This is a genomic window from Rathayibacter sp. AY1E8 (genome assembly GCF_002931415.1).
In the GTDB taxonomy this organism is placed as follows: Bacteria; Actinomycetota; Actinomycetes; order Actinomycetales; family Microbacteriaceae; genus Rathayibacter.
Genome location: NZ_PSVI01000033.1, coordinates 1 through 20,943, shown reverse-complemented (window position 1 = coordinate 20,943; position 20,943 = coordinate 1). Strand labels below are relative to the sequence as shown.

The following is a 20,943-nucleotide window of genomic DNA, read 5'->3' as shown; positions in this document are numbered from 1 at the left end:
GGGCTACTGCGCGGCGAGGGCCGCGATGTCGATGGTCCACACCGCGTTGTAGACGACACCCGAGACGTCCTTCGCCGCGGCGATGTTGTTGCCGGGCTGGAGCAGCGGGATGAAGGGGCCGTCGGCGTTCAGCGCGGTCTGCAGCTCCTCGAAGCGCGACTGGCGCTCGTCGTCGCTGCCGCCGGTGGCCGCGGCGTCGGCCAGCGCCGAGATCGCGGGGGCCGCACCGTCGGTCCAGCCGGAGCGGAGGCCCACGACGTCGCCCGGGGTGAAGACGAGGTAGTCGCTCGGGTCCGGGTAGTCCGGGCCCCAGTACCAGAGGCCCATGGTCTCGGTGCCGTTGCGGTAGGCGTCGAGCTCGGTGGCGACGGGGGCCGGGGCGAGCTCGACGGTGATGCCGGCGTCCTTCAGCTGCGACTGGATGCGCTGCGCGATGGTCGGGAAGTCGATGCCGTTCAGGCTGATGTCGCTCGGGAAGTTGAGCGTCACGGACTCGCCGGCGTAGCCGCTCTTCGCGAGGTCCGCCTTCGCGGCGTCGAGGTCCTGGGTGAGCGCGCCGCTCTCGGGCAGGGCGCCGAGCAGCATGCTCGGGATGACGCCGGACGCCTGGGCGGTGCCGTTGCCGGCGATCGAGACGAGGTCGTCGTAGTCGACGGCCTCCTTCACGGCCTTCACGAAGTCGGGGTTCGACGTGATCGCCGAGACGCTCGGGTTCTGGTTGAGCAGCAGGAAGATCACGTTCGCCGACGGGTCGCTGGTCACCGCGACCGAGTCGCCGAGCGCCTCCGCCTGAGTGCCCGAGAGGTCCAGCGCCACATCGGCGCTGCCGCCCTCGACGTTGATCTTCTGGGTCGCGCCCTCGACGTTCTGGATGACCACGCGGCCGTAGCCCGGGGCGTCGCCGTCGTAGTTCTCGTTCGCGGTCAGCACGACCTGCGAGGCGAGGTCGAGCGTGTCGAGCACGTACGGGCCGGAGCCGGCGGAGGTGGTGTTGAGGAACGTCTCGGCGGTGTCGGTCTCGTCGGTGGTGCCGCCGTTCTCCTTCACGACCTTCGAGTTCAGGATGCCGAGCGCCGGGTTCGCCAGGATCGCCGGCAGGGCGGGCGTGGGGTTCTCGGTGGTCAGCACCACCGTCGTGTCGTCCTTCTTCGTGACGGTGACGCCGTCGAGGAGGAACGAGGGGTTGCCCTTGAGGCCGATCACGCGCTGCAGCGAGAACACCACGTCGTCGGCGGTCATCGCGGTGCCGTCCGAGAAGGTGTGCTCGCCGTTCAGGGTGAGGGTGAAGGTCTTCGCGTCGTCGGACTGCTCGAGGCTCGCGAGGCCGTCGACGACCTGCGAGACGTCGCCGCCCTCGAAGGTGAGGAGGGTCTCGTAGAGCGCCTTGTCGACCATCTGGCCGGTCGGCTCGTACATGCGGCCCGGGTCGGCGGTCTTCAGGTCGAACGCCTTGTTGATGGTGAGCGTCGCGCTGCTGCCGTCGGCGGTGTCGACGCGGCCCGAGGAGCAGCCCGCCACCAGAAGGGCGAGGGAGACCGCCGCAGCGGCGATCACCACTCGCGTCGGGGCGGAGCGCGGGGTGCGGGTGGAGCGGACAACCATGGAGGCCTCCTGGCGAGGGTTCGGCTGGACGTGTTGCGAAACGATGGCACATCGCGACGCACTCCGTTTCCAGAGGGCCGCTATCGTGGACGAACTGCCGCCCGCAGCGACGAAGGAGTGGATTATGTCGATCACCGATCCGGCCGCCGGTGCGGTCGCTGGACAAAGCGCGGGCGGGCTCGACGACCTCAATCTGCGCATCCTCGCCGTCCTGCGCGAGAACGGGCGCATCTCGATGTCCGCCCTGGCCGAGCGGGTGAACGTCTCGCGGGCGAGCGTCTACAACCGGGTCGAGCAGCTGACCGCATCCGGCGTCATCACCGGATTCTCGGCCCTGGTCGATCCGGGAAAGGTGGGGCTCGACGTCTGCGCCCTGGTGTTCGTGACGGTGCATCCGCAGTCGTGGCACCGGTTCCGCGAGGGCATCCTCCAGATGCCCGACGTGGAGTACTGCTGCATCACGACCGGCGAGCACGACGCGATGCTCCTGGTCCGCTCGCTCGACATCGGCGGCGTGCACGACTTCGTCACCGGCGTGGTCGCGGCCCGGCCCGAGGTGAAGTCGGTGGTCTCGGTCGTCGTGCTCGACGAGGTGGTGCGCAAGGCCTATCTGCTGCCCTCCGACATCCCCGACCGCTCCGGATCGACGAACCGGCTCGGCATGACGCGGTTCACCACCGCGGGGAACGGCCGCGACGCGGCGCGCTGAGCGTCAGACCTCGACGCAGATGCTGACGTGGTCGTCGCCGTCGATCTCGAACTCCTCGACGAGCCGCAGCAGGCCCTCGCCGTCGAGCTCGACGCGGCTGCCGCCGGTGCCGCTGACCACGGTCCCGCCGTCGAGCAGCTGGTGCACGAACGAGACCTGCAGCGCGTCGCCGGTGCGCGTGCCCACGAACCGGCCGAAGGTCACGGTGTCGCCGACGTAGTCGCCCCAGACCACTCCGTCGCGCTCGGAGTAGTGGAATCGCGACGGCGACCCGGGGTCGACCGCGCTGTTGGTCGAGGAGGTCATCACGAACTCGCGGCCGTCGAGACTGGGGGCGGTGGTGGCGTCGTTCACGTCATGGAGTATGCCGGAGAGGTCGAGGTGTCCTGGCCGCGGGCCGATTTCGTCTCATCCTTCGGGTGGCGAACCCGTGGAACTGGACGAAAGTGTCGTCACGGCGTCCCTCCACGGTTCATTCGTCTGCGGTCGCGGACCGACCGACGTCGCTCGGATCGCGCCGAAGGCCCTCCGGCGTGGAGCGGGCGACTCCACGGACAGGACGTCGTCCGGTGTCTGCGAGGCGTCCGGACCTCCCCGGCCGCCTCGATGCTCCAGCGATTCGTCCGCGATCGGATTCTTTCCCGTACTCTCAAAACCCGTACGGGGAATGAATCGGGGCTCATTCGCATCCGATTCGAATTCAGCATCTTGGGGGCGCAATGGATCCGCAGCAATCGGTGAACAGTGATCGCGCCGTGTGCGCCAACGCGAGGAGCGACGGATGACGGGATCGAGCACGGCAGGGGCCGTCGTGAAGCGCCCCGAGTCGCGAGAGTGGATCGACTTCGCCAAGGGCGTCGCGATCAGTCTCGTCGTGCTCTACCACTCGTCGTTGTTCCTGGGATTCTTCGGCCTCGAGGGGTACGTCCCGAAGCTCCGCACTGTGCTGCTCTACTTCCCCATGCCCGTGTTCTTCTTCATCGCGGGCCTCACGGCCGCCCGGATGCTGACGTGGACGTTCGCCGAGCTGTGGCGCCGCCGGGTCCTCGCGCTGGTGTACCTCTATCTGCTGTGGTCGTTCATCCGAGTCGTCTTCTACCTCATCGTCCCGTTCTCACGGTCGGAGGCCACCTCACCGACGGACCCGCTCAACGTGCTGGTGCTCCCCATCCTGCCGTCGAGCAGCTACTGGTTCATCTGGGCTCTCGCGATCTTCAGCATCCTCGCCTGGGCGATCCGCAAGGTGCCCCGGTGGATCCAGCTCTCTGTGGCCGGGCTGCTGTCCGTCGCGTCCACGACCACGGGCCTGCTGGACACCGACAACATCGGCTGGGACCGGGTGCTCCAGAACTTCATCTTCTTCCTCGTGGCGATGTTCATCCCCCGCACGTTCTACCGCTTCGCCGCCCGCGTGAAGGTCTGGCAGGCGCTCGCGCTCGCAGTGTCCTACATCGGCATCATCGCGGTGATCGTCGCCTTCGACGCCAACCGCATTCCGGGCGTCATCCTGATCGCCAGTTCGGTCGCGATCGTCCTGGGCATCGCCGGCTCCCAGTACCTCGTCAAGGTCCGCGCACTGAAGATCTTCGTCACCATGGGGCAGCAGAGCTTCCAGATCTATCTCCTGCACCTCTTCGTGATCGCTGTCGTCGTCGCGTTCGTCCCCCTGCTCGGCGAGACGAATGTCCCGACCGGCCCGGCGACGGTCTTCCCGTTCGCCCTGACGGTGTTCTCCCTCTGGGCGTCGCTGTTCCTCTTCCAGTCGCTGCGGCGCTTCTCCTGGTTGTGGGTGAGCCCGTTCAGCACCGGCAAGTCCCAGAAGAAGCGCCTCGCCGCCAAGGAGGCGAGATCGGCCGCGGTCCAGCCCACCGCGGTCGAGTCCGCAGCTCCTGTCGCCCCGGCCGATGAGCCCGCTGACGCGGGGACTGCGGGCAGACCGGAGAAGGACTGACCGGCGAGCACCTCCCGGGCGACTCCCCGGGCGACCCTTCTGCAGGCCCGAGTCGTCTCGGGCGCTGGTGAGTCCGCCTCAGACCGGGCCGGCCCGCGCTGCTCGGTCTCGGGTGAGCCGAGGGAGCAGTCGGACGAGGACGACCATGCCGACGAGTTCCACGAGGGTCTGCGTGACGACGACGACGGGCGCGAGCGACAGCGGTGCCGGGAGCGCGAGTGCGAGGGGCAGCACGACGAGCGAGTTGCGGGTCGCGCCGCTGAACACGAGGGCGCGCGTCGCGGGCACGTCGAGTCGGAAGACGCGTCCACCACCCAGCCCCAGAGCGGTCATGACCACGAGGAATCCCGCGTAGAGCGGGACGAGAACGAGAAGCCGGCCGGCCGAGGCGCCCACGGCGCCGGACTGGGAGGCGACGACGGTGAAGAGCGTGGCCGTCATGAGCGGCACCATGAGCCCGAGCATCGTGGACTCGACGATCCGGCCGGACACGTGTCGGCGCGCCAGGGCCTGCACCAGCCCGGCCGCGGACAGCGGCACCACGATCAGCAGCAGGAACGCCCGCGCGAACGGACCGGCGTCGACCACCGCCACCCCCGCAGGACCGATGAAGAGCACCAGATACACGGGGAGGAGGAGGATCTGCGCGAGCATCAGCAGCGGTGCGGCGGCGAGCAGCCGCTCGGACGCCCCTCCGGCGAGCCCGGCGAACACGATCACGTAGTCGATGCACGGCGTCAGGAGCACCAGGAGGACCCCGAACAGCAGCACCGGAGTGTCGGCGACGAATCGGGACAGCCCGTAGGCGACGAGCGGCACGACGACGAAGTTCAGCACCCCGACCGCGGCGAGGAAGCGGCCGTCGCGCAGAGACCGTCCGATCGCGGCGAACGGGACACCGAGGAACGTGGCGAACAGCAGCAGCGCGAGCACCGGTTCGATCGCGACCTCGAGGTGGTGCGCGGCGGGCAGCAGCAGTCCGAGAGCGGCGCCGGCGGCGATCGCGGCGAGGTAGAGCGGGATCTGGCGGTGCTCGAGCCAGGCGACGAGCGCTCTCACGACAGCAGGCCGGCGAGAAGGAGGGGCACGGGTGCAACGGTAGAGGCTCGCCGCCCGGCTCACCGCCGTGGCCGAGACCACCCGCGAACTGCCGGCGCTGACCTGATCGCGCGTCGAGCGGAAGCACCGCCGCACAGTGAGTCCGCTGACGACCGCGACCTGGCGCGCCCGGGCGGATGATGGTCGGGTGAACCGCACCGATCGTCTGTACGGGCTCGTCGAGGAGCTGCGGGCGGTCTCGCCCCGGCCGCGGAGCGCGCGCCGTCTCGCCGAGCGGTTCGAGGTGTCGGTGCGGACCATCGAGCGGGACCTGTCCGCGCTGCAGCAGGCGGGTCTGCCGATCTGGGCGGAGCCCGGCCGCACGGGCGGCTACGTCATCGACGCGTCCGCGACCCTCGGGCCGGCCGGATTCACGGTGGAGGAGGCCGTCGCCGTGCTGATCGGCCTCAGCGCGCTGCAGCGCAGTCCGTTCCGGCAGGCAGCAAGGACCGCTGCCCGGAAGACGCTCGCGGTCCTGCCGGACGACGTGTCCGCCCGCGCCGGGGCGCGGTCGCCTCCCGGGTGCACTTCCTCGAGAGCGAGGAGGAGGCGGTCGTCCCGGCGGAGTTCGCGACGGCCCTCCGAGCGGATCGTGTCGTCCGGCTCCGCTACCGCGACAGCAGCGGTGCGGAGTCGGTCCGCGACGTCGAACCGCTGGGCTCGATCGGGAAGGAGGAGCACTGGTACCTGATCGCGTGGTGCCGGCTGCGCGAGGGGGTCCGGGCGTTCCGCGGCGACCGGATGCTGTCGGTCGAGGTGACCGACGAGCGGCCTCCGCAGCGCACCCTCCGAGCCGAGGACCTCGCGCTCCAGTACGGACGACTGCGGTCCGTCGTCGACGACTGACCCGCTCCGGGGACGGCCGCCGCGGACCTCGCGGAGTCCCGGACGATCTTCGGAAACACCGACAGGACGGTGTCGCGACGACCGGCGAGCCTGGTGCCATCACCTCATCCCGGCCCTGAAGGAGCCCCATGTCGTTCACCTCCCTCCGCATCGTCACCGACGACCTCGACGGCCTCGTCGCCTTCTACGAGCAGGTCGTCGGCCGACCGGCCGAGCGCCCGGCGCCGGTCTTCGCGCAGTTCACGGGAGCGGGTGCGACCCTCGCGATCGCCCGCACCTCGACGGTCGCGATGCTCGGCGGCGCCGTCATCCCCGCGTCGAACCGCTCCGCGCTGCTCGAGTTCGAGGTGCCCGACGTCGACCGCGCCTTCGCCGAGCTCGCACCCCGGAGCGAGGACGTGGTGCTCCCGCCGAGCACCATGCCGTGGGGCAACCGCTCCGCCCTCGTCCGCGACCCGGACGGGAACGTCGTCAATCTGTTCAGCAGGCCCGCCGGCTGATCGGGCGCGTTCCGTCGGCCGCGCCCGCTGGGCCCTGCCCGAGTGGCGGCCCGACGACCGGAGTGGGTCGCGACGCGTTTCAGAGAGCCGTTCCCCGCCGGGACGGCGTCATGACGCGCTGCCGGGCGCTGCGAGCTCGCCCGTGAGGTACTGCGCTCGACCGAAGCCGAAGGACCAGTCCGCCGCGGTGTTCTCGACGAAGCCGACGACGAGGTCGGCGCCGTCGACGCCGATCTCCTCCAGCGCGGCGGCGAGTGCGGCGAAGAACGTCTGCTTCTCGTCCGTGGTGCGCCCGGTCTGAGTGAAGATCTGGATGACCACGACCTGCTCGGACCTCTCGATGCCGAGACCGACGTCGAGGGCGGTGAGCCGGCCGGGCTTGTGCTCGGTGACGATCTGGAAGCGGTCGCGCTCCGGGAGGCCGTAGACCTCGACGAGGGTGCGCATCAGCGCGTCGCCGAGTGCGGTGATCTGCTGGTCGGAGCGGCCCTCGATCAGGTCGATGCGGATGAGCGGCATGGTGATTCCTTCGGGTCCGGGGAGGTCGTCGCACCGTAGCGTGCGGCCTGCGCCGACCTCTGCCCCTCCCCTGCGTCTCCTCTCAGCCGGGCGGCGTCGGAAGGATCGGGCAGCCTCTCCTTGCTGGCGCGTCAGCGGGGCTGGTGCTTGCATGGCCCTCATGTCGACCCCGTCCGCGCCTCCGCCCTCCTCGCCCCGCGCGGAACCTCACGACGGTGCGATCTCGGGGCGGCTGAACTGGTTGCGGGCGGGCGTGCTCGGCGCGAACGACGGAATCGTCTCGGTCGCCGCTCTCGTCGTGGGCGTCGCCGGCGCCACGACCGCCACGGCACCGATCCTGACGGCGGGCGTCGCAGGGGTCGTCGGCGGTGCGATCTCGATGGCACTGGGCGAGTACGTGTCGGTGAGCAGCCAGAGCGACAGTCAGCGTGCACTGATCGAGAAGGAGCGCGTCGAGCTGGCAGAGGATCCCGCCGGGGAGCTCGAGGAGCTCGCCTCTCTCTACCAGGCGCGGGGCCTGACCCCGGAGACCGCGCATCGGGTCGCCCGCGAGCTGAGCGAGAACGACGCTCTGACCGCGCATCTGGAAGTGGAACTGGGCCTGAGCGAGGAGGCGGTCGCCAGTCCGCTCGCCGCCGCCGGCGCCTCGGCACTGTCGTTCCTCCTCGGCGCCGCGCTGCCGCTGCTGGCGATCCTGCTCCCTTCGCCGGAACAGAGGGTTCCGGTGACCTTCGCTGTGGTGCTGATCGCCCTCGTCGCGACGGGGTTCATCAGCGCCCGGGTCGGCGGCAGCCGGGCTCTGCGGCCGATGATCCGCATCGTCGTCGGCGGCGCTCTGGCGCTCGCTGCCACGTTCCTGATCGGGTCGCTGCTCGGCACGTCCGGCGCGATCTGATGCCCCGGATCCTCGTCGTCGAGGACGACCCGCAGATGGGTGCCCTCGTCGAGCGGGGGCTGCAGGAGGACGGCTACGACGTGCATCTGGTCGACAACGGTGTCGATGCGCTGATCGCCTTCACGGCGGGAGACGTCGACGTCGCCGTCGTCGACGTCATGCTGCCGGGGATGACCGGGTTCGAGGTCTGCCGTCGGCTGCGCGAATCGGGCAGCGCCGTCCCGGTGGTGCTGATCACGGCGCGGGACGCCGTCGAGGACCGGATCTTCGGGCTGGACTCGGGCGCCGACGACTACGTCACGAAGCCGTTCCACTTCGGCGAATTGAGCGCGCGGATCCGCGCGCAGATCCGCCGCCGGACCAGCGGCCCACAGCCTGTGGTGCAGATCGGAGCGCTGCGCCTGGACGCCCTGGCGGTGCGGGCGACCGTCCGCGACCGCCCTTTCGCGCTGAGCGTGAAGGAGTTCACCCTGCTGCGCTTCTTCGCCCTGCGGCCGGACGAGGTGCTGACCCGGACGGGGATCCTCACCGAGGTGTGGGGGTCGTCGGAGACGTTCGAGCCGACTCTCGTGGACCAGTACGTCAGCTACCTCCGCAAGAAGCTCGCGCTCGCCGATACGGGCCTTCGGATCACGACGGTCCGCGGCGCGGGGTACCGGCTGGAGCGCGCCGAGTGAGGCTGCTGCGCTCCCTCTCGATCCGCTCCCGGATCACTCTCGGCAGCCTCCTCGTCGCGCTGATCGGGGTCGGTGCGACCACCCTCGTACTGCACGCGCAGTTCCGCAGCATCGTGGTCGCCTCCGAGGTGACCCTCGCCGAGGGCGACCTCGCCCCGTACCTCGCCGATCTGCGATCGGAGCCGACCGAGACCCCTGACCCGCCGGCCGAGGGGATCCTGATCTTCGCGCGCGCTCCCGGCGGTGCGGTCCCCGTCGACACGATGCCGCACGACGTCCACGAGGTCCTGGACCGCAGCAGCGGCAACGACGGCGCCTCGACGGTCGTCACCGACGAGGACGTGCGGTTCACCGTCGTCTCGCGGACCCTCGACACCGGCGCGGGCACGTGGGAGCTCTGGGCGGCGCGCAGCGGCGCCGGCAGCGACCTCACCGTCGCGGCCCTCGACCGGACGCTGCTCTTCAGCGCCGCAGCCCTCGTGATCCTGTCCGCTCTCGCCGCATGGCTGCTCACCGGCGTCGCCCTGCGTCCGGTCGAGCGGATGCGCCGCACCGCCGCCTCGCTCGGCGATCGTGACGGAGGCGAGCTCCCCGTCGGCTCGGCGACTGATGAGCTGTCGGACCTGGCGGAGACGCTGAACGCCTTCCTCGCCCGGACGCGGGACACGGCGGATCGGGAACGGCAGATGGTGTCCGCGGCCAGCCACGAGATCCGCACGCCACTGGCCGTCGTCATCACCCAGCTCGAACTCGCGCACCGGCACTTCGGCGACGCGGACGCCCTCGAGACGGAGATCCGCGCCGCCGAGGGGTCCCTCGCTCGCCTGTCCCGGCTGGCGACGAACCTCCTGGAGCTCTCCCGCCTGGACGCCGCCCCGCCGGTCGCGGCGCGCGCGACGGCGCGCGAGCTGGAGACCGAGTTGATGGACTCCGTCGACCGGCTGAGGACGATCGCCGGAGGCGCCGGCCCCGAGATCGAGCTCGACACCGCGATCGAGCGGGCCGATGCGCCCTACCCGCTCTCGGCGAGCGCGTTCTCGCGGATCCTCGACAATCTCGGCGCGAACGCGATCGCTGCGACGCCGCCGGGAGGACTCATCACCCTCCGTCTGCGCCAGCACGACTCCGGCCTCGAGCTGCACGTCGAGGACACCGGGCACGGCGTGCCGGAGGAGTTCGTGCCGCACGCCTTCGAGCGCTTCTCCCGGCCCGACGAGGCGCGCACCAGCCGCGACGGCGGCAGCGGGCTCGGGCTCGCCCTCGTGGCGGCGCTCGTCGACATCGCGGACGGCTCGGTCGCCCTCGAGAACCGCAGCTCCGGCGGAGTCGCGGTGACGATGGTGCTGCCCGAGCGGTGACAGCCGGGCCCTCGACGACCGATCGCAGGAGGCCACCGGCTCCGACGACTGATCGCTCCGGCGAGCGAGCGCACGCACTGACTCCGCCCGGTCGGCGCCTCGCAGCTCGGCGGTGAAGCGGGGAGTGGGCTCCGAGGACGGGCGAGCGATCGTTCGAGGGCTCACACGAACGCGTCGATCCGGCGGAGCGCGCGGGACAGGCGCGTAGCGTCACGAGGACAGCACCCCTCGACCGAAGGCGCCCCCGATGAACGACTGGCAGATCAACGGCCTCCCTCTCCACCCGCTCCTCGTGCACGCCGTCGTGGTCCTGCTCCCCCTCGCCGCACTGATGCTCGTCCTCGGCAGCGTCTGGCCCGCCGCCCGCCGCAGGTTCGGGATATTCACCCCGATCATCGCCCTGGCCGCGCTGATCGCCGTCCCGCTCACCACGCAGGCCGGCGAAGCCCTCGAACGCCGGACGGAGCCGTCCGCGATCCTCGAGCTGCACACGGAGCTCGGCGATCACCTGCTCCCCTGGGCCGCCGGCTTGTTCGTCATCGCCCTGGTGCAGTGGCTCTGGTTCCGCCGCACGCGACGGAGCGATGACCACGCCACCACCCGCCGCCCTGTCGTCGGGATCGTGCTTGCCGTCGCAGCGATCGCCGTCTCCGTCGGAGCCACCATCGACGTCGTCCGCATCGGCGACTCCGGGGCGCAGGCCGTCTGGTCCGACTCCACCACCGGCACCGACCAGGCACCCGCGCCCAGCGGCGACAGCGACGACTGAGTCCCCGACGGATCAGCGCTCATGCCCCTGCGACGGAGGACGCGCCTCCTCCAGCCCGCCCCGCCCGCTGGATGCGCGCCCGCACCAGCCGCTGCAGCAGCGCGGGGTAGAGCTGAACGGCGATCGTCGACCCGAGCAGCCAGGCCGCGCCGCCCGTCGCACCCGTGACTGTCGCGGCGAGGGCGAGCGCGACTCCGACGGCCGTGCACGCGACGTGCACCGCCTCGGAGCGGCGGGTGTGCTGATCGAGAGCGGCCAGCCCCGCGCGCGTGCCGTCGAAGCCGCGCTCGCGGGTGACGAGGCGGTTCCACCCGACGACGTCGAGCAGCCGACCGAAGACGCCGACCCCGAGCGCTCGCAGCAGCGCCGGCTCGCGGCGACCCACGTCGAACCAGGACTGCTCGAGCGGACGGGTGCGCGCACCGAAGGTCAGTGCCGCCCAGCCGGTGAGGACCATCTGCGCGACCGCGGCGAAGACCGGGCGCGAGGGTCCGATCGCGTGCCAGGCGGCGGCGAGGAGGGCTGCCGCGACGGCGGTGAGGACGAGGGTCCGGACCACTCCCGCTCCCTCCTGCCCGTGCTGCGGTGTCGGACCCGACCACCGGCGCACGCCTCCTATGATGACCGCTGCCGGGCAGTCGCCGTCAGGCCGGTACCGAGAGGGTCGCCGTGAAGACCGGCCCCCGGCGGGCCGGGTGAACGACGTCGAGACGGTGACGGTCCCGCCTGCCCGGGCGAGGATCGCCCGGGTGATCGCGAGGCCCAGACCGGCACCGCCGTCGTCACGGGCTCACGCCGGGCTGGGTCGACTCGCGCCTCACCAGGTCCGTAGGCAGGGTGATGGCAGCCGGGCGCTCCCCCTCGATCGCCTGCAGGAGGAGGCGGACCATCTCCGCGCTGATCCGCTCGAAGGGCTGCCGCATGGTCGTCAGCGGCGGGTCCGTCGTGAGGGCGACGGCCGAATCGTCGAATCCGCCGACGGCGACGTCCTCCGGCACACGCTTGCCGAGCCGGGCGAGTGCGTCGATAGCGCCTGCTGCCATGCGGTCGTTGGCGGCGAAGACGGCGTCGATGTCGGGATGCGCGGCGAGAAGCGCCTCCATCGCAGTGGCCCCACCGGCCCGGCCGTAGTCGCCGAACTCCACCGCCTCCGCACCGCCCACCTCCGCGCGGTAGCCCGCGAGCCGCGCGATCCCTCCCGTAGTGTCGGGCGGTCCGGCGATCGTGGCGATGCGCGAGCGTCCGAGGCTCCGCAGATGAGCGACCATCTCCCGCGCTCCCTCCTCGTCGTCGGCGGCGACGTAGCCCATGCGCTTCTCGTAGCCGACCGGCACGCCGCAGGCGATGGCCGGCACTGAGGATCTCTGGATGTCCGTGAGCAGCCGTGCGCCGACGTGGGCGGAGATGAGCAGGACCCCGTCGACGTGGCCCGCGTCGATGTAGGCGAGGGCTCGCCTCTGCTCGTGCTCCGTCCCCGCGAGGATGAGGACGAGGGCGACGTCGTGCTCCGCGAGTGCGGCTGAGGCGCCTCGGAGCAGAGTGGCGAAGTTCGGATCCTCGAAGAGCGAGCGCGCGTCCTCCGTGAGGAGGAAGGCCACCGTGTCGGTGCGGCTGCGGGACAGGCTCCGGGCGTGGGGATTGGCGCGGTAGCCGGTCTTCGTGATCGCCGCCTCCACTCGCGCGTGCGCTTCGGGGCTGACCCATCTTCCGCCGTTCAGCACGCGCGAGACCGTCCCGCGCGAGACACCGGCCTCGACAGCGACGTCCTGAATCGTGGGGCGTGAGGGCGTCCCGCCTCTTCCGCGCGAAGGCATCCGCGTCACTTCACCGCCCCGGCCGCCAGGTCGACCCGCCAGAACCGCTGCAGGACGAGGAACATCACGATCAGCGGCAGGATCGAGAGGAGTGCCCCGGTGATGACCAGCGTGTAGAGCGCCGGCGCGGAGGCGCCCTGGTTGAGCAGCCCGTTCAGGCCGACCGTGAGCGGGAAGAGCGAGTCGTCGCCGAGCATGATGTACGGCAGCATGAAGTTGTTCCAGATCGCGACGAACTGGAAGAGGAAGATCGTCACCAGCCCCGGCAGGAGCATCGGAACGGCGATCCGGGTGAAGATCCCCATCTCCCGGGCGCCGTCGGTCCGGGCGGCCTCGATGACCTCCGTCGGCACGGCGGCCGCGGCGTAGATCCGCGCGAGGTAGATGCCGTAGGGGCTGATGATCTGCGGCAGCAGCACTCCCCAGAACGAGTTGGTCAGCCCCACCTCGGCCAGCAGGAAGTACTGAGGGATCGCGAGGATCACGCCGGGGACGAGGACGCCCATCAGCAGGACGGCGAAGACGCCCTTCCTGCCGGGGAAGTCGAACTTCGCGAGCACGTATCCCGACAGTGCCGATACCCAGGTAGAGGCCACTGCACCGACGCCCGCGTAGAGCGCGGTGTTCAGCATCCAGCGCCAGAACAGACCTCCCCGGTACTGCGCGAGAGCGACCACGTTGTCGATCAGATGCGAGCCGGGCGCGAGCGTGAAGGTGGAGAAGAGCTCGCCGCCGCTCTTCGTGGACGCCGTCACCACCCACAGCACGGGGAAGAGGCAGTAGACGGCGCCGATCAGCAGGATCGTCGTCGCGATCCAGCCCGGACGTCCGCGATCGGGGTCGCGGCGTGCGGTCCTGGACCGTGTCCGCCCGACGGTGCGGGCGGGGGGCCGCTGAAGGATGCCGGGCACGGATCAGTCCTCCTGTCCGAAGGCTCGCTTCTGCACGACCCGGAGGAAGAGGAAGGAGACGGCGAAACTGGCGAGCGCGATCACGACGGAGGTCGCGGCGGCGGAGTGGATGTCGTCGCGGGTGAACGCGTCCCGGTAGACGAGCATCAGCGGGGACCAGGAGGTCGAGAGGCTGTTGGTCAGCGGTCGCAGCGTCGTCGGCTCTGCGAACACCTGCAGAGTTGCGACCATCGAGAAGAGCGCCGTCATCACCAGAGCGGGGGTGACGATCGGGATCTTGATGCGCAGCGCGATCTGCAGATCGCTCGCCCCGTCGATCCGTGCCGCCTCGTAGACGTCGGAGGGAATGGCCTGGAGGGCGGTGTGGATGACGATCATGTTGAATCCGACGCCGCCCCAGAGCGCGATGTTCGCGATCCCGAAGACGACGGCGCCGGAGGACAGGATGTCGGGGGCTTCCCCGCCCAGCCGCTCAATCACGTACGCGAAAGGCGAGACGGCCGGCAGGTAGAGGAATCCCCAGAGCAGCGAGGAGATGACGGCCGGTACGGCGTAAGGCAGGAAGATCGAGACCCTCGAGAACGAGACCGCACGGGCCCGCCTCGCGTCGAGGAGGAGAGCGAAGAGGAGCGCGAGACCGAGCATGCACGGGATGAGGACGAGCCCGTAGAGGAGCACCCGTCCGACGCTGGCCCCGAACTCCGGATCGCTGAGCGACACGAGGTAGTTCTCGATGCCGGCGAAGACCTGCTTCCGGCCGCCGGAACCCAGGCCGAGCCCAACGGCCTGCTTCTTCTGGAAGCTGAGCATGACGGTGTAGAGGATCGGCGCGGCCATGAAGGCGGCGAAGAGCACGATCGCCGGTGCGAGCATCGCATAGGGAGCGAGTACTCGGGCGCGGAAGCCGGTGCCGAGTCGACCTCTCCTCGGCGGCGCGGTCGGGAGAGTCAGGGGTGGGGGAGCCATGCCGAGTCCTTCGGAACGAGAGCGGTCGGGAAGCGGCGCCGGATCCTCGCCGCCGGGAGGCGCGCGGCCCGATGGTGGACGCGGGCCGCGCACCGGTCACTCCACGGAGAAGCCGCTCTTCACGAGGTCGTCGGAGGTGATCCGCTGCATCTCGGCCACGGCGTCGACGAAGGCGGACCGCGTCCTCGCGGCGGCGGCCTTCGCGAACTCGTCGTTGTACGCGCTGAAGGCGACGTTCACGTTCGGCCCGTAGGTGAACGGAGCGACCGACTCGGAGGCGGCGGCGGCGATGTCGGAGAAGTCCCCCTGGGTGCTGAAGAAGTCGGGCGGGCTGCTGAGCGCTGCTCTCGCCGCCTCGGTCGCCGCCGGGTAGACGCCCGCGACCTCGGCGAGTGCCGCGACCGCCACCGGATCCGTGTTCAGCCAGGTCGCGAACTCGGCAGCGGCCGCGGTCTTCTTCGTCTGACTGGTGACTGCCGTGGTGCTTCCTCCCCAGTTCCCGCTGGAGGGGTTCGCGGCGTCCCACTGCGGCAGAGCTGCGGCGATCCACGCGCCTTTCGTGTCGGGGGCGTTGCCGCTGAGCACGCCGGGTGCCCAGACGGCGCTGATCCAGCCGACCTGCGAACCGTCGTTCAACCCTGCGTTCCACTCCGGCGTGTACATCGGCGTGTTGCCGATCGCCCCGGATTCGACGAGCTCTCCCCAGTAGGCCGCGACCTTCTCGGTCGGTCCGGCGTCGATGTCGACGCCCCAGCTCCGGTCGTCCGTCGACCACCAGGAGGCTCCGGCCTGCTGCGCGAGGCCGGCGAACCAGCCCGCGTCGTTGGAGGAGAAGGTGCCCAGGTGTCGGGCCGGGTCGGAGGCGTGGACGGCCTCCGCGGCCGCGGCGTACTCCTCCCACGTCGTCGGGACGCCGAGGCCGAGGCTCTCGAGGATGTCCGCGCGATAGTAGGCCATCATCGGCCCCGAGTCCTGGGGGATCGCGTAGACGGCGTCACCTCCGAGCGTGACGGCCGACCAGGTGCCGTCGGAGAAGCTGCCCTCCAGATCGACGGCGCCTTCGTCGGAGATGTCGGCCAGAGCATCCGCCGCGACGAGGGTGGGGATCTTCTGGTACTCGGCCTGAACCAGATCGGGGGCTCCGCTGCCCGCCTTGACGGCGGTGAGCAGCTTGGTGATGGCGGGGTCGCCGCCGTCCTGCTTGCTGACGGTGACCTGGATCTCCGGGTGGTCCTCGTTCCAGATGTCGACGACCTGATCGAGGTTCGGCGCCCAGGCCCAATACGTCAGCTCGACAGGGCCCGAGGCTCCGTCGTCGAAGCCGGTGGAGCAACCGGTGAGCAGGAGCGCTCCGGTGACAGCGGCGGCGGCGCCGAGGGAGCGGATCCTGCGGAACGGGATGTGCATTCGTCCTCCTTGAAGAAGCTGGTTCGTCGATCCCCGGCGCCTCCGCTCGGGAGGAGGACGGCGGCGTGCCCTGTGAGCGGTTACAGTTAGCCATACGTGTATGGTCTTGTCAACAGTGGCGCAGCCACCCGCACCAGGGCACGACACTGGGACCGCGCACAGCCGAAGGAGACAGCTCGCATGACCACCGCTACCGGCGACACCCCCTCCGCCTTCCGCTACCGGCTCCCCGGAGCCGACGGGCGTCCGCTCCCCCGGGCTCCGTGGATCCCGGGGCGGCCGGGGCTGCGTTACGGAGGCGACTACAACCCCGAGCAGTGGCCGCGGGAGGTCTGGGCGGAGGACGTCGCCCTGATGCGCGAGGCGGGCGTCGACCTCGTCAGCGTCGGGATCTTCTCCTGGGCACTGCTCGAGCCGCAGGAGGGCCGGTACGACTTCGGGTTCCTCGACGAGCTGCTCGATCTGCTGCACGGCGCCGGGATCGATGTCGACCTCGCGACGCCGACGACCGTCCCGCCCGCCTGGTTCTGGAAGGCGTACCCGGACTCCCACCCTGTCACCCGGGAGGGCGTCACCCTGGGCCGGGGCTCGCGCGGCATGGTCAGCCCGAGCTCGCCCGAGTACCGGGCGGCGGCCGTCGCCGTCACGGAGCAGCTCGCGCAGCGCTACGCCGCGCATCCCGCGGTGGTCCTCTGGCACGTGCACAACGAGTACGGCGCTCCGGTCAGCGAGGACTACTCCGACTACTCTGTCGCGGCCTTCCGCGCCTGGCTGCAGGCGAAGTACGCGACGCTCGGCGCTCTGAACGCGGCGTGGGGCACGCTCTTCTGGGGCCAGGTGTACGGGGAGTGGGACGAGATCGACGCGCCACGGGTCGCGGCCACCGTCGTGAACCAGACGCAGCGGCTCGATTTCGCCCGCTTCACCTCGGACGCGCTCCTCGCCTGCTTCACGGCGGAGCGCGACGCGATCAAGCGCTACTCGGACAAGCCGGTCACCACGAACTTCATGGCCACCAACTGCCCCTCGATCGACTACTGGAGATGGAGCAGCGAGGTCGACCTGGTCTCGAACGACCACTACCTGGCCGCAGAGCGCCACGACAACCACGTGCTGCTGGCGATGGACGCCGACCTCACGCGATCTTTCGCCGGAGGGCGTCCGTGGATCCTCATGGAGCACTCGACGTCGGCGGTGAACTGGCAGCCGCGCAACATCGCGAAACGCCCCGGTGAGCTCGCACGCAACGCCGCGAGCCATCTCGCGCGCGGGGCCGACGCGGTCCTCTTCTTCCAGTTCCGGGCCTCCCGGTACGGAGCCGAGAAGTTCCACTCCGCGATGCTCCCCCACGCCGGGGCGCGGACGCGGGTCTGGAAGGAGGTCGTCGAGTTCGGCGCCGACCTCGACCGCCTCTCAGCGGTCCTCGGCTCCGTCGTCCGGACTCGCGTCGCGATCCTGTGGGACATCGAGTCCTTCTGGGCGCACGATCTGGAGTGGCGGCCCTCGGTCGAGCTCGATCACCGCGAGCGGATCGAGGCCTTCTACTCCGCGCTCTGGAAGCGCGGTGTCACGGTCGACTTCGCCCACCCCCACTCCGATCTCAGCGGCTACGGCCTCGTCCTCGCCCCCTCGCTCTACCTGATGGACCGGACGTCGTCCTCGAACGTGACCGAGTACGTCCGCGCCGGCGGCACGTTCGCCGCCTCCTACTTCTCAGGGATCGTCGACGAGAACGACGCCGTGCACGAGGGCGGCTTCCCCGGCGCCCTCCGCGAGGTCCTCGGCCTCTCGATCCCCGAGTTCCTGCCGCTCCGCGACGGCGAGGTCGTCGAGCTCGACTCCGGAGCGCGAGGAAGCGGCTGGACCGACGACATCGCCCTCGAGGGCGCGGTCGAGAGAGCGCGGTACGCCACCGGACCAGCTGCCGGAGGACCGGCGATCACCCGCAACGTGGTCGGCGACGGATCGGCCTGGTACCTCTCCACGCGGCTCCGGGGCGACGACCTCGCGGACTTCGTCGACACCCTGCTCACGGACGCCGGCATCACTCCACCCGCCGAGACAGTGGAAGGGCTCGAAGTCGTCGTCCGCCACGGTGACGTCGCGGACTTCACCTTCCTCATCAACCATGCCGAGACGGACGCGGCGGTCGCGAGCCCCGGCACGCTCGAGCTCATCACCGGCAGCACCGTGGACGGGACCGTGGTCGTTCCGGGGAAGGGCGTCCGGGTCGTGCGGCGGGACCACTGAGGATCGACCACCTGCTTCACTCCGAGGTCGAGACCTCGCGGGAACCGCGGGTGCCGCGAAGGTACTCGAAGGTGCGCAGGGATTCAAGGGGACGGCCGTCCGCAGCGAACAGGGCCTGGTTGTCCCAGGCCGATCCGCCGTGACTCCCGCCGACGTGGACCGGGTCGTAGCCCGCGGCGCGGCTCGTCGCCCATCCCGCGCCGAAGCGCTCCCAGAGCGACCGGTTCGCGGCGAGAGCCGATGGAGGACCGACGGGCAGCCAGGCCGGCTCCCAGTAGAAGACGCCGATGCCCGTCGATCCGACATCGCGCACTGCTGCGACGACATCCCGGAGAGCCGTCGCCTGGCCCTGCACACTGATCGGGTACCGGCTCGAAGAGGGAGCAGTGGCGATGACGTTCGGATGCCCGTCGCCGTCCGTCAGGGTGTACGGCCACGAGGTCTCGGCGACCATCACCTTCTTGCCGTAGGTCCGTGAGACCTGGGCCAGCACCTCGGTGAGGTTCGCGGTCGAGCCGTGCCAGTACGGATAGTAGGAGCTCGCGAAGACGTCGTAGTCGACTCCGAAGCGGTGGAGCCCCGCGGCGATCGCCGAGTACCGCCCGACGGATTCCGGGTTCGTGAAGTGCAGAGCGACAAGAGCATGCGGCAGCACTTCCCGCACGGCGGAAGCACCCGCTGCGAAGAGTGCTGCGAGGGAGGCGTCCATCGATGTGGCGTCGCGGGAGTAGCCGGCCATCCCGGTGTTCGTCTCGTTTCCGACCTGAACGACGCGCACGTCGACGCCGGCGTCCTCGAACCTCCGCAGCGCGCTGACCGTGAAGCCTCGCACGGCTGCTGCCGTCGCCTCCGGCGTCGAGCCGGCCCACGACTTCGGAGCCAGCTGACGACCGGGGTCCGCCCAGAAGTCGGAGTAGTGGAAGTCGACCAGCACTCCCAGTCCAGCAGCCGTGGCGCGTCTGCCGACCTCGACGGCTCGCCCGACGTCGACGTTCCCGCCGCCGTAGCCTCGGCCGCGGTCATCGAACGGATCGTTCCACACCCTGACCCGGACCGCCGTGACGCCCGCATCAGCGAGGACGGCGAAGAGATCCGCCGGAGAGCCGCTCCTCTCGCGGAAGACGACCCCGCTCTCCTCGAGGGAGAGGACGGAGGAGACGTCGACACCGCTGAGGAATCCCGTGGACATGCCGTCGACGCGGCTCACGACGACCGGGACACTCGTCGAGGCGGCAGGAGCGACTGGGGCCGGTGCGACCGTCCCGACGGTCAGGCAGGCGATCACAGCGGTGATCGAGAGGTGGAACGTTCTGCTTCGTCGCATGGTCAACCCTTCCGAGCGGTCCGTCACGGAGGAGGAGCCCCGCCGCCGCGGTCACGATCGCCGACCATAGGTTCGAGCGGCCGAGGGAACAACAGCCTTCTCCGTACAGGCGCGGCTTCCACCAGAACTGGCGCGGACGCGGAGCCGTGACGACCCTTCCCAAAGGGCTTCACGACGATGAGCCGCTCCCCGCTCGCGCGCCGCAGTCTCACCCGGGCGCCCCGCACCGGGCATCCGCCGCCTTCTCGACGGCGCTTCCTTGACACCGCCGCCGGCCGGTCATCATCATGCAGTCACGACCGGCGGCGGCGTGCCACCGGCGACCCGACAGGAACGGTGCACCGATGCCCACCACGATCTTCGTCAACCTGGCCGTCGCCGATCTCGCCCGGGCGAGAGCCTTCTACGAATCGCTCGGCTACTCGATCGACGAGGGCTTCAGCGACGAGAACGCCGTCAGCGTGGTGATCAGCGACACGATCACCGCGATGCTGCTCACGCGGGAGTTCTTCGCGGAGTTCACCAGCAAGCCGATCATCGACGCCACCACCTCGACCGAGGTGCAGCTCGCCCTCAGCGCCGACAGCAGGGAGGAGGTCGACACGCTCCACGGGAAGGCCCTCGCCGCGGGGGCGACCCCGGCCGGCGAGCAGGACCACGGATTCATGTACTCCAAGAGCTTCGACGACCTCGACGGCCACCACTGGGACTTCGTCTGGATGGACCCGGCGGCGGCAGCGGGCGGCGCACCGGAGCTGTCCGTCGAGGAGATCCGAGCGAACACGACGCACAGCTGAGTCACGACCCGCGGACTCCGAGCGGTCGACGTCCACGACCCGCGACGGCGCGCCCGCGCAGTCACACTCCGTCACGATCCGACGCGCACTCCCCTCGGCCTGACAGGCTCCCGGCATCCGCCTTCCGGGCGTCTGGACAGGAGCACACCGTGACGATCACTGCACCGGCGACCACCGCGACCACTGCTGCGGCGAGCGCCGCGACCTCGACCCCGGCGCCCGAAGACCGTGCCTCCGCGGCGGCCGGCTTCTCCACGCGCCAGGTGCACGCCGGTGCCGCGCCCGACGGCGCCCACGGAGCGCGCGTCACGCCCGTGCACCTCAGCGCCGGCTTCGTGTTCGACAGCTTCGAGCACGCCCGCGAGCGGTTCGCCGGCGAGGACGAGGGCTACCTCTACACCCGCAACGGGAACCCGACCACCGAGGAGGTCGAGCGTCGGCTCGCCGATCTCGAGCCGACCGAAGTTCTGCACCAGCAGCCCCCGGTTGCCCTCGTACAAGCGGCGCGACGAGAGCACCCGGTCGCCGGCCTGCAGGATCCCCAGGAGAG

Annotated in this window: 21 protein-coding genes and 1 pseudogene; 12 read left to right on the top strand and 10 right to left on the bottom strand. The window is 70.5% G+C overall.

All coding sequences use genetic code 11. From position 1 onward, the window contains the following. Positions 1-3: 3 nt before the first annotated feature. Positions 4-1,602 (bottom strand): ABC transporter substrate-binding protein, encoded by a 1,599-nt coding sequence (locus tag C5C74_RS10970; protein ID WP_104291804.1) that lies wholly within the window; start codon positions 1,600-1,602, stop codon positions 4-6. A gap of 124 nt (positions 1,603-1,726) precedes the next feature. Between C5C74_RS10970 and C5C74_RS10965 the strand changes: the two genes are divergently transcribed. Then, positions 1,727-2,311, top strand: a complete 585-nt coding sequence (locus tag C5C74_RS10965; RefSeq protein ID WP_104223259.1) for an Lrp/AsnC family transcriptional regulator — start codon at positions 1,727-1,729, stop codon at positions 2,309-2,311. 3 nt (positions 2,312-2,314) lie between these two features. On the opposite strand, the gene C5C74_RS10960 is transcribed toward C5C74_RS10965, so the two are convergent. Further along, positions 2,315-2,665: a hypothetical protein gene (locus C5C74_RS10960; protein WP_258064150.1), complete on the bottom strand. Its 351-nt coding sequence runs from the start codon at positions 2,663-2,665 to the stop codon at positions 2,315-2,317. Positions 2,666-3,092: 427 nt separating this feature from the next. Between C5C74_RS10960 and C5C74_RS10955 the strand changes: the two genes are divergently transcribed. Then, positions 3,093-4,262, top strand: a complete 1,170-nt coding sequence (locus tag C5C74_RS10955) for an acyltransferase family protein (RefSeq protein ID WP_104267688.1) — start codon at positions 3,093-3,095, stop codon at positions 4,260-4,262. Positions 4,263-4,340: 78 nt separating this feature from the next. Here the strand turns inward: C5C74_RS10955 and C5C74_RS10950 are convergent, their stop codons facing one another. Next, positions 4,341-5,321, bottom strand: a complete 981-nt coding sequence (locus tag C5C74_RS10950; RefSeq protein WP_104351536.1) for an arsenic resistance protein — start codon at positions 5,319-5,321, stop codon at positions 4,341-4,343. Between the two features lie 136 nt (positions 5,322-5,457). On the opposite strand from C5C74_RS10950, the pseudogene C5C74_RS17860 reads away from it, so the two are divergent. The 3 genes and pseudogenes from C5C74_RS17860 to C5C74_RS10940 all read left to right on the top strand — a co-directional run. Beyond that, positions 5,458-5,634, top strand: a pseudogene (locus C5C74_RS17860) (HTH domain-containing protein); the annotation flags it as partial. 248 nt (positions 5,635-5,882) lie between these two features. After that, positions 5,883-6,206: a YafY family protein gene (locus C5C74_RS17855; protein ID WP_258064149.1), complete on the top strand. Its 324-nt coding sequence runs from the start codon at positions 5,883-5,885 to the stop codon at positions 6,204-6,206. A gap of 128 nt (positions 6,207-6,334) precedes the next feature. Continuing rightward, complete coding sequence (locus C5C74_RS10940; RefSeq protein ID WP_104351535.1) at positions 6,335-6,706, top strand: VOC family protein; 372 nt, start codon at positions 6,335-6,337, stop codon at positions 6,704-6,706. Between the two features lie 108 nt (positions 6,707-6,814). Here the strand turns inward: C5C74_RS10940 and C5C74_RS10935 are convergent, their stop codons facing one another. After that, positions 6,815-7,225 carry a tautomerase family protein gene (locus C5C74_RS10935; RefSeq protein WP_104223271.1) on the bottom strand — a complete coding sequence of 137 codons (411 nt, stop codon included), beginning with the start codon at positions 7,223-7,225 and terminating at the stop codon, positions 6,815-6,817. Positions 7,226-7,385: 160 nt separating this feature from the next. Here C5C74_RS10935 and C5C74_RS10930 point away from each other — a divergent pair, with 160 nt between their 5' ends. The 4 genes from C5C74_RS10930 to C5C74_RS10915 all read left to right on the top strand — a co-directional run bounded on the left by C5C74_RS10930 (position 7,386) and on the right by C5C74_RS10915 (position 10,924). Beyond that, positions 7,386-8,120 carry a VIT1/CCC1 transporter family protein gene (locus tag C5C74_RS10930; protein ID WP_104223272.1) on the top strand — a complete coding sequence of 245 codons (735 nt, stop codon included), beginning with the start codon at positions 7,386-7,388 and terminating at the stop codon, positions 8,118-8,120. Continuing rightward, positions 8,120-8,797, top strand: a complete 678-nt coding sequence (locus C5C74_RS10925) for a response regulator transcription factor (protein WP_104351534.1) — start codon at positions 8,120-8,122, stop codon at positions 8,795-8,797. The genes C5C74_RS10930 and C5C74_RS10925 overlap by 1 nt, the downstream gene beginning before the upstream one ends. Continuing rightward, positions 8,794-10,155, top strand: coding sequence for a cell wall metabolism sensor histidine kinase WalK (locus C5C74_RS10920; protein ID WP_104351533.1), 1,362 nt, complete (start codon positions 8,794-8,796; stop codon positions 10,153-10,155). Before C5C74_RS10925 ends, C5C74_RS10920 begins: the two co-directional genes overlap by 4 nt. A 247-nt stretch (positions 10,156-10,402) precedes the next feature. Further along, positions 10,403-10,924 carry a DUF2231 domain-containing protein gene (locus C5C74_RS10915; protein ID WP_104223275.1) on the top strand — a complete coding sequence of 174 codons (522 nt, stop codon included), beginning with the start codon at positions 10,403-10,405 and terminating at the stop codon, positions 10,922-10,924. 19 nt (positions 10,925-10,943) lie between these two features. Here the strand turns inward: C5C74_RS10915 and C5C74_RS10910 are convergent, their stop codons facing one another. The 5 genes from C5C74_RS10910 to C5C74_RS10890 form a co-directional block, all read right to left on the bottom strand. Next, positions 10,944-11,483, bottom strand: coding sequence for a hypothetical protein (locus tag C5C74_RS10910; protein ID WP_104351532.1), 540 nt, complete (start codon positions 11,481-11,483; stop codon positions 10,944-10,946). Between the two features lie 223 nt (positions 11,484-11,706). Next, positions 11,707-12,738 (bottom strand): LacI family DNA-binding transcriptional regulator, encoded by a 1,032-nt coding sequence (locus C5C74_RS10905; protein WP_104257607.1) that lies wholly within the window; start codon positions 12,736-12,738, stop codon positions 11,707-11,709. 5 nt (positions 12,739-12,743) lie between these two features. After that, positions 12,744-13,553: a carbohydrate ABC transporter permease gene (locus C5C74_RS10900; protein WP_258064151.1), complete on the bottom strand. Its 810-nt coding sequence runs from the start codon at positions 13,551-13,553 to the stop codon at positions 12,744-12,746. A gap of 99 nt (positions 13,554-13,652) precedes the next feature. Beyond that, the gene (locus C5C74_RS10895; protein WP_104257608.1) at positions 13,653-14,615 is read right to left on the bottom strand and encodes a carbohydrate ABC transporter permease; all 963 of its coding nucleotides are present in this window, start codon (positions 14,613-14,615) and stop codon (positions 13,653-13,655) included. A 96-nt stretch (positions 14,616-14,711) separates the two neighbouring features. After that, complete coding sequence (locus C5C74_RS10890; protein ID WP_104257609.1) at positions 14,712-16,022, bottom strand: ABC transporter substrate-binding protein; 1,311 nt, start codon at positions 16,020-16,022, stop codon at positions 14,712-14,714. A gap of 180 nt (positions 16,023-16,202) precedes the next feature. Between C5C74_RS10890 and C5C74_RS10885 the strand changes: the two genes are divergently transcribed. Continuing rightward, positions 16,203-18,272: a beta-galactosidase gene (locus C5C74_RS10885; protein WP_104257610.1), complete on the top strand. Its 2,070-nt coding sequence runs from the start codon at positions 16,203-16,205 to the stop codon at positions 18,270-18,272. A 16-nt stretch (positions 18,273-18,288) separates the two neighbouring features. Here C5C74_RS10885 and C5C74_RS10880 read toward each other — a convergent pair whose 3' ends face one another. Further along, positions 18,289-19,596 carry a glycosyl hydrolase 53 family protein gene (locus C5C74_RS10880; protein ID WP_104223281.1) on the bottom strand — a complete coding sequence of 436 codons (1,308 nt, stop codon included), beginning with the start codon at positions 19,594-19,596 and terminating at the stop codon, positions 18,289-18,291. A 344-nt stretch (positions 19,597-19,940) separates the two neighbouring features. On the opposite strand from C5C74_RS10880, the gene C5C74_RS10875 reads away from it, so the two are divergent. Both C5C74_RS10875 and C5C74_RS10870 read left to right on the top strand, forming a co-directional pair. Next, entirely contained in the window at positions 19,941-20,393 is a 453-nt protein-coding gene (locus C5C74_RS10875; protein WP_104257611.1) for a VOC family protein, read from the top strand. Between the two features lie 149 nt (positions 20,394-20,542). Then, positions 20,543-20,943 (top strand): PLP-dependent transferase (locus C5C74_RS10870; RefSeq protein ID WP_258064148.1); only part of this gene is annotated, 401 nt, incomplete at its 3' end.